Annotated in this window: 14 protein-coding genes; 11 read left to right on the top strand and 3 right to left on the bottom strand. The window is 58.4% G+C overall.

The annotated features are described in order from the left end of the window. Positions 1-54 precede the first annotated feature (54 nt). Genes nosR through GPM19_RS12190 form a run of 6 tightly spaced genes read left to right on the top strand, consistent with a single transcriptional unit; the run spans position 55 to position 7,731 of the window. Positions 55-2,199 (top strand): transcriptional regulator NosR, encoded by a 2,145-nt coding sequence (nosR, locus tag GPM19_RS12215; protein WP_160419302.1) that lies wholly within the window; start codon positions 55-57, stop codon positions 2,197-2,199. Between the two features lie 3 nt (positions 2,200-2,202). Next, entirely contained in the window at positions 2,203-4,077 is a 1,875-nt protein-coding gene (nosZ, locus tag GPM19_RS12210; protein ID WP_160419301.1) for a TAT-dependent nitrous-oxide reductase, read from the top strand. 47 nt (positions 4,078-4,124) lie between these two features. Then, on the top strand, positions 4,125-5,432 hold the full coding sequence (locus GPM19_RS12205) for a nitrous oxide reductase family maturation protein NosD (RefSeq protein ID WP_160419300.1): 1,308 nt from the start codon (positions 4,125-4,127) through the stop codon (positions 5,430-5,432). Further along, positions 5,429-6,364, top strand: coding sequence for an ABC transporter ATP-binding protein (locus GPM19_RS12200; protein ID WP_160419299.1), 936 nt, complete (start codon positions 5,429-5,431; stop codon positions 6,362-6,364). The genes GPM19_RS12205 and GPM19_RS12200 overlap by 4 nt, the downstream gene beginning before the upstream one ends. Then, positions 6,361-7,185, top strand: coding sequence for an ABC transporter permease (locus tag GPM19_RS12195; RefSeq protein ID WP_160419298.1), 825 nt, complete (start codon positions 6,361-6,363; stop codon positions 7,183-7,185). The genes GPM19_RS12200 and GPM19_RS12195 overlap by 4 nt, the downstream gene beginning before the upstream one ends. A 24-nt stretch (positions 7,186-7,209) precedes the next feature. Further along, positions 7,210-7,731, top strand: a complete 522-nt coding sequence (locus GPM19_RS12190) for a nitrous oxide reductase accessory protein NosL (RefSeq protein WP_160419297.1) — start codon at positions 7,210-7,212, stop codon at positions 7,729-7,731. Positions 7,732-7,902: 171 nt separating this feature from the next. On the opposite strand, the gene GPM19_RS12185 is transcribed toward GPM19_RS12190, so the two are convergent. Continuing rightward, on the bottom strand, positions 7,903-8,307 hold the full coding sequence (locus tag GPM19_RS12185; protein ID WP_160419296.1) for a ribonucleotide reductase subunit alpha: 405 nt from the start codon (positions 8,305-8,307) through the stop codon (positions 7,903-7,905). Positions 8,308-8,431: 124 nt separating this feature from the next. Between GPM19_RS12185 and GPM19_RS12180 the strand changes: the two genes are divergently transcribed. Together GPM19_RS12180 and GPM19_RS12175 are read left to right on the top strand one after the other, a co-directional pair. After that, positions 8,432-8,815, top strand: coding sequence for a YbaN family protein (locus tag GPM19_RS12180; protein WP_160419295.1), 384 nt, complete (start codon positions 8,432-8,434; stop codon positions 8,813-8,815). A gap of 38 nt (positions 8,816-8,853) precedes the next feature. Beyond that, complete coding sequence (locus tag GPM19_RS12175; protein ID WP_160419294.1) at positions 8,854-9,291, top strand: RrF2 family transcriptional regulator; 438 nt, start codon at positions 8,854-8,856, stop codon at positions 9,289-9,291. Between the two features lie 101 nt (positions 9,292-9,392). Here GPM19_RS12175 and chrA read toward each other — a convergent pair whose 3' ends face one another. Beyond that, positions 9,393-10,607, bottom strand: coding sequence for a chromate efflux transporter (chrA, locus tag GPM19_RS12170; protein ID WP_160419293.1), 1,215 nt, complete (start codon positions 10,605-10,607; stop codon positions 9,393-9,395). A 201-nt stretch (positions 10,608-10,808) separates the two neighbouring features. Here chrA and GPM19_RS12165 point away from each other — a divergent pair, with 201 nt between their 5' ends. Then, the gene (locus tag GPM19_RS12165) at positions 10,809-10,955 is read left to right on the top strand and encodes a hypothetical protein (RefSeq protein ID WP_160419292.1); all 147 of its coding nucleotides are present in this window, start codon (positions 10,809-10,811) and stop codon (positions 10,953-10,955) included. 16 nt (positions 10,956-10,971) lie between these two features. Here GPM19_RS12165 and GPM19_RS12160 read toward each other — a convergent pair whose 3' ends face one another. After that, the gene (locus tag GPM19_RS12160) at positions 10,972-11,532 is read right to left on the bottom strand and encodes a flavin reductase family protein (protein WP_160419291.1); all 561 of its coding nucleotides are present in this window, start codon (positions 11,530-11,532) and stop codon (positions 10,972-10,974) included. Between the two features lie 268 nt (positions 11,533-11,800). Between GPM19_RS12160 and GPM19_RS12155 the strand changes: the two genes are divergently transcribed. Both GPM19_RS12155 and GPM19_RS12150 read left to right on the top strand, forming a co-directional pair. Then, on the top strand, positions 11,801-12,427 hold the full coding sequence (locus GPM19_RS12155; protein ID WP_160419290.1) for an HPF/RaiA family ribosome-associated protein: 627 nt from the start codon (positions 11,801-11,803) through the stop codon (positions 12,425-12,427). Between the two features lie 183 nt (positions 12,428-12,610). Then, on the top strand, positions 12,611-13,942 hold the full coding sequence (locus GPM19_RS12150; RefSeq protein WP_160419289.1) for an IS200/IS605 family accessory protein TnpB-related protein: 1,332 nt from the start codon (positions 12,611-12,613) through the stop codon (positions 13,940-13,942). Positions 13,943-14,065 lie beyond the last annotated feature (123 nt).

The raw sequence follows: 14,065 nt of genomic DNA, 5'->3' as shown, positions 1-14,065 counted from the left end.
TAAGGCCATAGTTTCTAAGGCCACAGTTTCCAAGAAAATGGTTTCCAGGAAATGATGTCATTAAGGCGTGCTGCTTGTCTGGCGTTGCTGCCAAACGTATGGCTCGGCCTGGTGCTGATGCTGGTATTGGCCCTGCCTGCCCAAGCTGTCGAGCTTGCGCAAATTCAAGCCGGCTTCCCTGAGGCTGACAATCTCAGGCAGGCCGAATCGCAATGGCCGGTACAGGAAGTCCTGGCGGGAGAAGACCTGCTCGGTTATGTCTTCGAGACCGTGGATATCGCGCCGATCCCCGCCTACTCCGGAAAGCCGATCAACTTGCTGGTGGCCATCGACACAAATGGCGACCTGGTGGTGACCGAGGTTCTCGAACACGCTGAACCGATCATGCTGGTGGGTATTCCTGAAGAGAAACTGCAGAATTTCGCCGATGCTCACCTGCCTTATCATGTCACTGATAATCCCAAGATCGGTGGCGACCTAGACGCTATCTCCGGCGCGACGGTTACCGTCATTGTGGCAAATGACACCATCATGCGTGCCGCACGCAAGGTGGCGGCCGAACAAGGGCTGATTGCTGATCCTTCGACCGCTCCGCCGGCACGGGTGCTGCAGGACGTGTTCTCCCCTGCTGATTGGAATGAGCTTACCGGTGACGGTACCATCCGGCGCCTGCACCTGACCCATGGCGAAGTCGACGCCTCTTTCGTCGATACCCCGGCCGAGAACTACCTGCGCACGCCGGAACCCGCCGACAAGACGTTCATCGAACTTTTCTACACCTATCTTAATCCGCCCACCGCCGGTCGTAACCTCCTGGGTGACACCCGCTATGAGCAGCTGATGGCCGAACTTGGAGAAGACGAACACGCCATCGCGGTCATGGCTCGAGGCGACTATTCCTTCAAGGGCTCGGGTTATGTGCGTGGCGGCATCTTCGATCGCCTCGAGCTGGCCCAAGGCAATACCAATATCAGCTTTCACGACCGCGATCATATCCGCCTGGGCAGCCTGTCCATTGACGGCATGCCCGCCTTGGATGAGCGCGATATCTTCATCGTAAGAGAGCAAGCGGGCTTCGATCCCGGCCAACCCTGGCAGCTGGAATTACTGGTACGCCGCGCCTCAGGGCCGCTGGCTACCGAATTTAGCCGCTTCAGTGCCGACTACAAGGTGCCGGAGGCTTACATTGAACGCCCGGAGCCCCCGGTGGAAGAACCTATCTGGGTGCAGGTGTGGCGCGACAAGGCTTTCCAGATCGGCGTGCTGGTCGCCGGGCTGATCGTGCTCACCGGCATCATGCTGTTTCAGGACATCCTGGTGCGCTACCCACGTATTCAGCGCCCGTTGCGCCTGGGCTTTCTCATCTACACCCTGGGGTTCATCGGTTGGTATTCGCTGGCCCAGCTCTCGGTGGTCAACATTCTGACCTTTACCAACTCGCTGATTTCCGGCTTCAGCTGGAGCTCCTTCCTGATCGACCCGATGCTATTTATCCTCTGGTCGTTCGTGGCGGTCAGCCTGCTGCTGTGGGGGCGCGGGGTATTCTGCGGCTGGCTATGCCCCTTCGGGGCATTGCAGGACCTGGTCAACAAGGCCGCCCGCAAGCTCGGCGTAAAGCAGATCGAGGTGCCCTTCGGGCTTCATGAGCGGCTCTGGGCGATCAAGTACATCATTCTACTGGCGCTGTTCGCTGTTTCCCTGCATTCCCTGGGTACCGCCGAGCGCTATGCCGAAGTGGAGCCGTTCAAGACCGCGATCACCCTGCGCTTCCAGCGCGACTGGGGCTTTTTGCTCTATGCCGTGGGCTTGGTGGCGATCTCAGCCTTCAACCACAAGTTCTACTGTCGCTACATTTGCCCGTTGGGTGCCGGTCTGGCGATTCCCGCCCGCCTGCGCCTGTTCGACTGGCTCAAACGCCATCGCGGCAGCTGCGGTACACCCTGTCAGATTTGTGCCAACGAATGCGAAGTCGGTGCCATCCATCCCGATGGGCGCATCAACGCCAACGAGTGTCATTACTGTCTCGACTGCCAAGTCAACTATTGGGACGACCAACGCTGTCCACCAATGATCAAACGCCGCAAGCGTTATGAAAAAGCGTCACGCCTGGCCGGCAACCCGGATGGTACCGAGACGTTCGACCCCGGCAATGCCGGAAACCGCAAACTGCAGCGAATCCCGACGCATCAAGAGGAGTAAGTCATGAGCGACAAGAAGACCATCAAGGACATTGGCCGGCGCCACTTTCTACGTAACAGTGCCGTTACCGGCGTAGCCGGCGCAGGCTTGGCCAGCGGTTTCGGTGCTGGCGCCCTGCTTAATAGCCAACAAGCCCGAGCGGCGGGGGAGAATGGGATCGAGATCGCTCCCGGCGAACTCGATGAATACTACGGTTTCTGGAGCGGCGGCCACCAAGGGGAAGTGCGAATACTGGGCGTTCCCTCCATGCGCGAGCTGATGCGCATCCCGGTGTTTAATGTCGACAGCGCCACCGGCTGGGGCATCACCAATGAGTCCAAGCGGATCCTGGGCGACTCGGCGCGTTTCCTCAATGGCGACTGCCACCACCCGCATGTCTCGATGACCGACGGCAGCTACGACGGCAAGTACTTGTTCATCAACGACAAGGCCAACACCCGGGTGGCGCGCATCCGTCTCGACATCATGAAAACGGACAAGATCACCACCATCCCCAACGTTCAGGCGATCCATGGGCTACGCCTGCAGAAGGTGCCTTATACCAAGTACGTTTTCGCCAACGCCGAGCTGCCGATTCCCCAGATCAACGATGGCCGCGACCTGGAGACGCCGGACAACTACTGGACCATGTTCAATGCCATCGATGCCGAGAGCATGGACGTCGCCTGGCAGGTGATCGTCGACGGCAACCTGGATAACACCGACGCCGACTATACCGGGCGCTTCGTGGCGTCCACCTGCTACAACTCCGAGAAGGGCATGACGCTGGCCGACACCATGCGCGCCGAGCGCGACTGGGTGGTGGTATTCGATGTCAATGCCATCGAGGCCGCAGTGGAAGCCGGCCAGTTCGAGACCTTGGGCGACAGCGAAGTGCCGGTACTCGACGGTCGCAAGGGCTCGAAGCTGACCCGCTACATCCCGGTGCCCAAGAACCCCCACGGCCTGAATACCTCGCCGGACGGCAAGTACTTCATCGCCAACGGCAAGCTCTCGCCCACCTGCACCATCATCGCCATCGACACGCTTCCCGATCTGTTCAATGATGCCATCGAGCCGCGCGATACCGTTGTCGGCGAACCGGAGCTGGGCCTGGGGCCGCTGCATACCACCTACGACGGCCGCGGCAACGCCTACACCACCCTGTTCATCGACAGCCAGGTCGCCAAGTGGAACATCGAGGACGCTATTCGCCACTACAACGGCGAAGACGTCAACTACCTGCGCCAGAAGCTCGATGTGCATTACCAGCCGGGGCACAACCATGCCAGCCTCACCGAATCCCGCGATGCCGACGGCAAATGGCTGGTGGTATTAAGCAAGTTTTCCAAGGACCGCTTCCTGCCGGTGGGCCCGTTGCACCCGGAAAACGACCAACTGATCGATATCTCCGGCGAAGAGATGAAACTGGTGCACGACGGCCCCACCTTCGCCGAGCCCCACGACTGTATCCTGATGCGCGCCGACCAGCTCAGCCCGAGCCGGGTGTGGAAGCGTGACGATCCCTTCTTCGCCGAGACCGTGGCCATGGCCAAGGCCGACGGCGTCACCTTGGAGGGCGACAACAAGGTCATACGGGATGGTAACAAGGTACGGGTTTACATGACCTCCATTGCGCCGCAGTTCGGCTTGAGCGAATTTAAGGTCAGGCAGGGCGATGAGGTCACTGTGGTGGTCACCAACCTCGACCAGATCGAGGATCTGACCCATGGCTTCGTCATGGTCAACCATGGTGCCTCCATGGAGATCAGTCCGCAGCAGACCTCCAGCGTCACCTTCACTGCCGACAAGGCCGGGGTGTACTGGTACTACTGTTCATGGTTCTGTCACGCCATGCACATGGAGATGACCGGCCGCATGCTGGTCGAGAAGGCTTGATGGCACCCGGGGCCGGACATTCGGCCTCGGGCTATAAGGGAGTCCTCATGCTTCGCATAGTTATTCTTGCCGCCACCACCCTCGTGGTGGCGGCCTTCTTGATAGGCTTGCCCGTGCAGGCGGCAGAGTGGCGTGGCGTTCCCGGCGAACCGCTCCAGCCGCTGATCGAGCAAGCCACCGATGGCGACCATATCCGCTTACCCGAGGGTCGCTATCCCGGTTCGATAGTGATTGACCGCAGCCTGTCGCTGACAGCCGAAGGCGTTGCGGTGATCGATGGGCTTGGCGAAGGCCATGCCGTGACACTCTCTGCTCCGAACAGCGTGCTGGCCGATCTAGTGATTGAAAACTGGGGCCAGGATCTGACCGAGATGGATGCCGGCATCCTGGTGCAACCCGATGCCACCGGCAGCCTCATTCAAGGCAACCGCCTTTCCGGGCCGGGCTTCGGTATTCGCCTCGACGCCGTCGCCGATGTCCAGGTAATCGACAATGTCATTCGAGGCGATGAAACGCTGCGCTCTCAGGACCGAGGCAACGGCATTCATCTGTTTAGCGTCAGCAGCGTGTTGGTGGAAGGTAACGATATCCGCCGGGTGCGTGACGGTATCTACATCGATACCAGTCGCGATAGCATACTGCGCGACAATCACATGCAGGATCTACGCTACGGCGTGCACTACATGTACGCCCACGACAACCACCTGGAAAACAACCTGACCCGCGACACCCGCACCGGTTATGCCTTGATGCAGTCCAAGCGTTTGACGGTGATCGGTAACCGTTCACAAAACGACCGCCACTACGGCATCTTGATGAACAACATTACCCACTCGCTGCTGCGCGACAACCGGGTCGAAGGCATACAGCAGCGCCGCGATGCTGCCGGCCAAGGACTAGTCAGTGGCGGCGAAGGCAAGGCGTTGTTCGTCTATAACTCTCAATACAATCGTTTCGAAGGCAACCGTTTCGCCCACAGTGACATCGGCATTCACCTGACCGCCGGTTCGGAAGACAACGTCGTGGTAGGCAACGCCTTTATCGATAACCGTCAGCAAGTGATGTACGTGGCGACTCGCCTGCAAGAGTGGTCAAAGGACGGTCGCGGCAATTACTGGAGCAATTACCTGGGCTGGGACCTTACCGAGGATGGTATTGGCGATACGCCCTTCGAACCCAACGATGCCATGGACCGCCTGTTGTGGCGCTATCCCGCGGCCCGGCTACTGATGGACAGCCCGACCGTGCTGGCCTTGCGTTGGGTGCAGCGTCAATTCCCGGTGTTTCGCCCCCAAGGTGTACGCGATAGCGCCCCCTTGATGACAGACCCTCACTTCGGAGACGCCGACACATGACCCCGGTGATCGACTTCCAGCGCGTGACCAAACATCACGGCGACCTGACACGCATCGATGCGCTCGATCTCTCGGTCAGCCAGGGCGAAGTACTGGCCTTGCTCGGCCACAATGGCGCGGGCAAGACCACTACCATGCACCTGATTCTCGGCTTGATCGCCCCGGACAGGGGTAGCGTCTCGGTGCTCGGCGGCGCACCTGCCGGCCCTCATGCCGAGACACTGCGTCGCCGCCTGGGCTACCTGCCGGAGAACGTCAGTTTTTACGACCAGCTCAGCGGGCGAGAAGTCCTGGCGTATTTCGCCCGGCTCAAACGGGTGGCACGCGCCCAAGTCGACGAACTGCTCGAGCGGGTAGGGCTATCGAGCGCCGCCGACCGGCGCGTCAAGACCTACTCCAAAGGCATGCGCCAGCGCCTTGGGCTGGCTCAGGCGCTACTCGGCGAGCCGCAATTATTGCTGCTCGATGAGCCAACTACCGGCCTCGATCCCGCAGCGACGCGTGACTTCTACGAGACAGTGAGAGACTTGCGCGACCGGGGCTGCACCGTACTGCTTTCCTCGCATGTATTGCCCGGCGTAGAGCCCTATATCGACCGCGCCCTGATTCTGGGCGGGGGACGTCGCCTGGCCATGGGTAACATGGCGGAGCTGCGCGCCGAAGCGCAGCTGCCCCTCATCATTCACGCCCGAGGCTCCCTGGAAGGAGACGCCTGGCGCCACGGCTGGGATGACCCGCGTATCCAGGCTGTTGATCACAAGAAGCATGGTGTCACCTTCTCGGTTCCCGTCGATGCCAAACTCGCGGCACTGCGCCACCTCACCGCCGATCCCAGGGTCGAGGACATCGAGCTATTGCCGCCGACCCTTGAGCATCTTTATACGCATTTTTCGGCCCGGCGCGCTCCCGAAGAACTAGGAGTTATCTCATGAAGGCTATTCTGACCATCGCAGGCAAGGAGTTTCGCGACGGCCTGCGTAACCGCTGGGTGCTGGCCATCGCTCTGGTGCTGGCGGCGCTCGCCGTGGGAATTGCCTGGTTCGGTGCCGCCGCCAGCGGCGGTCTGGGATTCACATCGCTTGCCACCACCCTGACCAGCCTCTCGACCCTGGCGGTCTTTCTGATTCCGTTGATCGCCCTGCTACTGGCGTATGACGCCGTGGTCGGCGAGCAGGAGGCCGGCACCCTGCTGCTGCTGCTCACCTACCCGCTGAGCCGCACTTCATTATTGCTGGGCAAGTTTCTGGGGCATGGATTGATTCTGGGCGTGGCCACGGTCCTCGGCTTCGGTATCGCCGGGGTGGTGGTGGCATTGGGTGCCGAGGGAGTCGACATTGCTGAACTCGCCGGTGGCATGGGCCTGCTGATTCTCAGCAGCGTTCTGCTGGGCTGGGTGTTCATCGCCTTCGCCTACCTGATCAGCGTTTCGGTTACCGAAAAGGCTCGGGCCGCCGGCCTGGCGCTGGTCGTCTGGTTCCTGTTCGTACTGGTCTTCGACCTTGGTTTGCTCGCCTTGCTGGTCAGCGTCAAGCAAGGCGGTGACTGGCTTCCCTGGCTATTGCTGCTCAATCCCACCGAGTGCTTTCGGCTGATCAACCTGGCCGGCTTCGAAGCAGCTCGTAGTGTGAGTGGCGTTACCTCCATTGCCCAGGGAGGCGCCTTCCGCCCGGCGGTATTGATACCGATTCTCTTCGCCTGGATACTGGTGCCTTTGGGCCTGGCCATCCTGCGTTTTCGCCATCGACCGGCTTGAGCCGAATACATTTGGACTATCACCATGACTCGACGCATTTCGCTGTTGCTGATCAGCCTGCTCGCCCTGTTGCTGCTTGCCGGCTGCAGCGAGCCAGAACCCGACACCCTGGCTGAACCTGTTCCCATCGAATCGGGCGATAGCTGTCATGTATGCGGCATGCTGATCAGCGAGCACCCCGGACCCAAGGGCGAGGCCTTCGTGCAGGGCCAGCAAACGCCGCTCAAGTTCTGCTCCACCATGGAGCTTTTCGTCTTTCTGCAACAGCCGGAAAACGAGACACGTCTTTCACATGCCTATGTTCATGATATCGGTGTGACCCCCTGGACAGCACCAGAGGATGACGCCTTCACCCTGGCCAGCGAAGCCTGGTATGTGATCGGCCACGAACGTCGCGGCAGCATGGGGCACACCTTGGCGTCCTTCGCCGAGCATGCCGCTGCCGAAGCCTTCCGCAAGACGTATGGCGGCGAGGTGATCGCCTATGGGGATATCGATCTGGAATTGCTGGGACAGCTGGGACGCGGGGAGTTGAACGGCCACTAGCCTTGCGCCACTTTCATAGCACCCCTTTGACACCCAGACGCCAGACAAGGCGCTGCAGGCGCACGGCGCTGGGTAATTCGACGGTGAGGTCGGCGAGCAAGGTGTCCTGAAACATCAGCGCCAACCCCTTCCGTTAACTTGCCTCATCCGGTTTGGTATAAATTGAAAAGGTCAATGAAAGCTGACTGCCTCGCCATGGCGATCGAAGGCCAAAAAGTTTTCGATGCTGCCCATCTTTATCGACTCGACCATGCGCTGCAAAGGCTGCTCCGCTTCTTCACTGCTGGGAGGCAAGGCGCCATCACCCGCCAGGGCGGCCACGAAGACGATGTCCCATTCCTGGCCGGTACCTTGTGATTCCTCAACCAGAGCCGCCATGTCGCTAAGCTCCTCGAGGGTCTTGTCCACGCAGAGTACCGGGGCCAGCACACCGCCTTCGCCTTGTTCGAAACGCTCACGCTGTGCCTGGTCGGGGCTGTCGGGCAATTCGGCACGTGCCAGAACGAACAGCAGCCGTTGTGGCTCGGTTTGACGGTGGGCTTCCGCCAGCAGGTCAGCATAATTGGAAATAGCCATTCGGGCCTCCTTGAAGGAAAATCACAAGAGTAAGCGAATCATGTTCAGGTAGCTTGTAAAAGCAACATTCGCTTATTATATTCATTTACAATACACCTTATAGAAAACCAAGGAGGCCGTCATCATGTTACTACCCCGCTCCTTGTGCTCACGACTCTATCAATGCCTTGCCCTCTTGTGCATCAGCCTGGGAGCCATGGGCATCGTTTTACCCCTGCTTCCTACCACGCCGTTTTTGCTGGTAGCCGCCTGGGCGGCGCCTAAAGGCTCGCCCAGATTGGCCAACTGGCTTTGGACACATCCTCGGCTTGGCCCTATCCTGCTTGCCTGGCGCGACCAGCGAGCCGTTCCCAGGCGCGCTAAAAATACCGCCTGTGCATTATTGATAGTCAGCTGGGTTACGCTGATGATGGTGGGTTCGCCCCTGCCTGTCCTGGCCCTTACCGGTATCCTGTTTACCGCCGTGGCCGCCTTCGTGTTGACACGGCCAACGGTTCAGCTTCCTTGATACCTCTTTTACCTCTCGCATGACAGGTTACCCAGATTATGCATATCACCCGCTATACCGATTATTCCCTACGTGTACTGCTCTTCGTGGCCTTGAAAGGCGAGGAACGCTCGACCATTCGCGAGATCGCCGAACGCTATGATATTTCCCGTAATCACTTGATGAAAGTGGTGCAAGAACTCAACCACAAGGGGTATCTACAGGCAATACGCGGCAAGCAAGGCGGGCTACTGCTGGGGCGAGCGCCCGAAGACATCAATATCGGCGCCCTGGTACGCGACACCGAGCAGGACCTGGCGCTGGTGGAATGCTTCGGCAAGCAGAATAAATGCGTAATTACCGGGGCATGTCGCATCAGACCCATGTTGGCCGAAGCCCTGGAAGCATTCTTTCATGTACTGGATGGCTATACATTGGCGGACCTATTGACCGATGAGCAGCGCCCTCAACTGCTTAGACTGCTGGCGATCAAGTGATAAAGACCGTGACGTGATCCCGCTGGTCGGTGTTCAAATACATCAACCCTGGCCACCATGAAGGCTATCAAGCGCCCCGCCGTATTAGCATGGGTAAAACATCATCCGCCGCTCAATCTGATCGCGAAGCCGCCCAAGGCGGAAACCAGCACCACTGCCCAGGCAGGCAGCCTCCATACGGTAAGCAGCATGAAACCGACCAGCGCCAGGGCGAATTCGTAAGGCCCGATAATCGCACTGGTCCATACCGGTTGATACAAGGCCGCGCCAAGAATCCCCACCACTGCCGCATTGGCGCCGCGCATCAATGCCTGAGCAGCGGCTACCTCGCGAAAACGATTCCAGAACGGCAGTACTGCCACCAACAACAGCAACCCAGGCAGAAAGATTGCCAACAGAGCGATGAAAGCCCCCCAGAGAGCATGGGGTACAGGTGCCAGTATCGCCCCCAGGTAAGCGGCAAAGGTGAAAAGCGGCCCCGGCACCGCCTGAGCGGCCCCGTAGCCTGCCAGGAAGTCTTCGGCACTGACCCAGCCCGACTGAACTACCTCGACCTCAAGAAGCGGCAACACCACATGCCCGCCACCAAACACCAGGGCCCCGGCGCGGTAGAAGGCATCGATTACCGCAACCCCGGCCGAGGGTCTGATGAATGCCAGCAGTGGCAAACCGACCAACAGCCCGAAAAACACCGCCAAGGCCACGCCTCCAGCACGGCGTGACACTGGAAACTGCAAGGTAGTGCCCGGATAGTCAAGATTGGCACGGCACAGCATCAGCCCCGCCAAGCCGCCCATCAGGATGGCGCCGACCTGGCTGAAGGGGCCGCTGCCGACCACCACAATCAGCACCGCTGCCAGGGCGATGCCCGCACGCCGACGATCAGGACAGAGGTTTTTCGCCATGCCCCAGACCGCGTGTGCCACGATAGCCACCGCCACTATTTTCAGGCCATGAATGACACCACTGCCCAAGGGGCCACCCATCGCCGAGGCTCCCAAGGCAAATACCAGCAGTAGCAGTGCCGAAGGCAAGGTGAACACCAGCCACGCCGCCGCGCCGCCCCAAGGGCCGCCGCGCAACAGCCCCAGGGCAAAACCGACCTGGCTGCTGGCCGGCCCCGGCAGAAACTGGCATAGCGCCACAAGATCGGCATAGGCTTTTTCATCCAGCCATTTTCTGCGCTCCACGAACTCGCTGCGAAAGTAACCCAAGTGAGCAATCGGCCCACCAAAGGAGGTAAGGCCCAGCCACAGAAATGCCTGGAATACCTCCAGCACCCTTCCCGCTCGCCGCGCATCCACGGGCTGTGTCATCGAATCCTTCCTTCTTCTTTCATGTATGGCTTTTCGGTGAAGCAGAAATTTTCGGTGAGTGTAATTGCTGATAAAGTCAACGAGGTGACGACGGTATATCCCTGTCATCCAGCTTTCATATCGACGTCACTGCCATGTCATGGTGGGCGCTTAGCGTAAAAACCTTCAGCGATGAGGACTCATTAAGATGGAGCAGCCGACATGGCCATCAAGAAGCGCGAACCGCTAAGCGAAGAGGAACTCGACTACCTGGTGCAGCTGGCTAATGGCAATGCCCTAGCACGCCAGCGCAAACACGACCGAGAGAAAGCCTTGCGCAACAATCGCCGGGGCAAGCAGGCTGATTAAATAGAAGCAAAGAGACTTACAACAGCCTCTCCGAAAACAAGGAGCGTTTATCAACGTGGTTGCCAGAGACCATAAAGATGCCATCACCCGTGTAATGCAAGGTTTCCGGGTAGGCGGGCTGCAGCGCGACATGGGCGGCCACGATTTCGAAGATAAAAAAGTTATAGCTATCCACTAACGCATCGTCATGCAGGCGGCACTCGAAGTTAGCATGGCATTCCTGGATAAGTGGCGCGGAAACGAGGCGGGCTTTTTCCGGCGTCAGCCCGAATGTCGAGAACTTATCGATCTCTGCGCCAGAGGTGTTTCCGACACCCACCACTTTATCCGTCAGTTCCGTGGTGGGGAGATTGATCACACATTCCCGACTTTGCTTGATCAACTGATGGCTGTAATTGTCTTCGGAAATCATGCAGCCCACCATGGAAGGGGAAAACGCCAATATCGTATGCCACCCTAGCGTCATTATATTGCTTTCGTCGCTGTGCTTCGATGTGATCAACACAACCGGCCCAGGCTCCAGATAACGACGCGCATTACTCACAGGAAAGTCCTGCTTACCGACAGGTTTGGTCATACCAATAGCTCCCCGATTTCTTTGATGGTGGCTTTTCTTTAGTGGCGGTTTTCCTTTCCTGCGTTAAACATTCCCTAAGCGCCCATGAGCGGCATCGCTTTCTTACAGGCTAGACGCATTTTTTGGAGAGCCGGTTCGGCGCGGGAATTTTTTCGTCGCCTCCCCCTTTAAAGCGGAAAAATCTGGCACAACAGCTATAGGTGAAAGGACGCAAACGTGTATTCGCGAGCGATGCTTGTCCATCAATTAGAGAGAGAGCGAGATAATCATGCAGGTACCCTTGGAAATTACCTACCATCATATCAGCCAGAGCGATTGGATCGATGAGTACATCAAGGAGCGCGCCGAGCACCTGGACAATATGTGCGACAACCTGATCTCCTGCCGTGTAATCATCGAACGGGAGCAACACTCCCAACACACCGGGAACCTCTACCGTGCCCAAGTCGAGGTCTCCTTGCCGCCGAAGAAACATCTGATAGGCGACAAGAAGGGTGTAGTCGAAGACATGCACGTGCAACTGCGCCCGATCATTCGCAAGGCTTTCGAGGCCGTAGAGAAACAACTCAAGAAAGAAACTGCACGCAGGAGAGGTGACATGAAACAGCATGAAAACGGTTATGAATCGCATGCGTTCGTGGTTCGGCTATTTACCGAAGAAGGCTATGGCTTCATCAAATCGCCCATTGATGGCCAGGAATATTACTTTCATCGCAACGCCGTGCTGCATGATGATTTCGAGCGTTTGCATCCAGGTACTCAGGTTCGCTTCGAGGCTGAGATGGGCGAAAAAGGCCCCCAGGCAAGCACGGTTCAGATTATTGACAAGCCCGGCGTGCGCGTTCCTGAAGAAGGAGAAGAGGCGATCGAACAGCCTGAAGATTGGAAAAAGTAGTGAATCGGGGCTTCAAAAGCAGCTCGATTTACCTTTGTTACTCGGCCGCCTTCGGGCGGTCGTTTTCGTTTTGAACAAAATCCTGCCGCATTCTGCGATTCGATTCTCTGAATGAAGCGTCAGTTAAGGCAGAGCAAGGCGTTAGCCTTGCTTGCTCTTAGTGCATGGATATATAGTCATCCGATGGCCATCATTCGTTCTGACACCCTCATTCTTCAGGTCATTAATGCCGATCAGCAGCAGGCGTTGGCAGATACGCTAAGGCTGTATCGACGACTGGTGCGCGATTTGATGACCGTGGCCTATACCCACTGGCCGATGGTGGGGGCTGGCAAAGGCAATGAAGTCGTTAAGGTGATCGAAGGGCTTATTCATCCGACCCGCCAGCGGCCACAAGTACGCTATCCCTATTTCGCCAAACGTTACTACAAATTCCCTTCATACCTTCGCCGCGTGGCTATTATGGATGCCGTGGGCCAAGTGCGTTCATTTGGCACTCGATTCGATCAGTGGCGATGCGGTAAGCGCAAGCACCCCCACGCGAAGCCGCCACGCCTGACCACCCGCACCCATACGTTCCCCAGCCTTTACGGCAGCCAGTGCGCCAAAGTGAACGCTGAGGCCACGCATGCCTTCATTAAGGTGCGTTGGCAGAACGACTGGATCTGGATGGGCTTTCAGCTCAAGAGCCAATGCCGCTTTCACGGCAAGGGCCAAGCGAAATCACCCCTGCTGACCTATAACGGTCGCCACTGGCAGCTCTCGTTACCCGAACAGTTCAACCCACCGACGCCCACCAAAGGCACGCCTAACCGGGTGCTGGCGGTCGATGTCGGTATCAACACGGCGGCCACCTGGGCCGTGGTCGATGCTCAAGGCACTGTCCATGCACGCGGGTTTATCTCGCGCACGGATAAAGACCGTGAGTGTCGGCTCATGCAACGCATCCGTCGCGCTGCGCGCAAACACACCCGCCACGGGTGCCGTTTGCCGGTGGGCTTTTGCCGTTGGGGTCACCAGCGTTTAACTCACCTGGCTGATAACCAAGCCCATCAGATCAGTCGACAGCTGGTGAACCAGGCGCTCAATCATGACTGCCAAGCCATGGCCGTCGAAGACCTCAAAGGCTGGCGCCCGAAAGCAGGCAAAAAGCGCACGCCGATGAAAGCGCGCTTTCACCGCTGGTTTCACCGCCAACTGGTTAATCGTATCGACAGCAAGGCAGAAGAAGTCGGCCTAAAGCGTGTACACGTGTATGCGCGTGGCACGTCGCGGCAAGCGTTTGATGGCTCGGGGCCAGTGAAACGAGACGTTGCCAATTACAGTCAATGCACGTTTTCAAGCGACAAGCGGTATCACGCCGATCTTAATGCCGCCTATAACATCGCCGCTCGCGGCCATGTCTACTTCCAGGGCGGTCAGCGCAAGCAGACCGCCCGTGTGAGGTCGCAGACGTCGACCCACGCACCGAGAACCCCGGTAACCCTCTCCACGCTCTGGCAACAGAGCGCGTGAGAGGGATTAGAATCCGCGATTCTATTCTGTGAATGAATCGGCGGAGGGTTCAAGTCATCGTTTGTTCATATCGCTGTCGTCGCAATGTCACCTCCCGGCGCAACACTGGTTGCCAATGAAACA

Origin of the sequence: Vreelandella zhuhanensis (assembly GCF_009793355.1) — a bacterium.
GTDB lineage: Bacteria > Pseudomonadota > Gammaproteobacteria > Pseudomonadales > Halomonadaceae > Vreelandella > Vreelandella zhuhanensis.
Note: the sequence above shows the minus strand (reverse complement) of the source record. Positions and strands in the feature narration are given on the sequence as shown.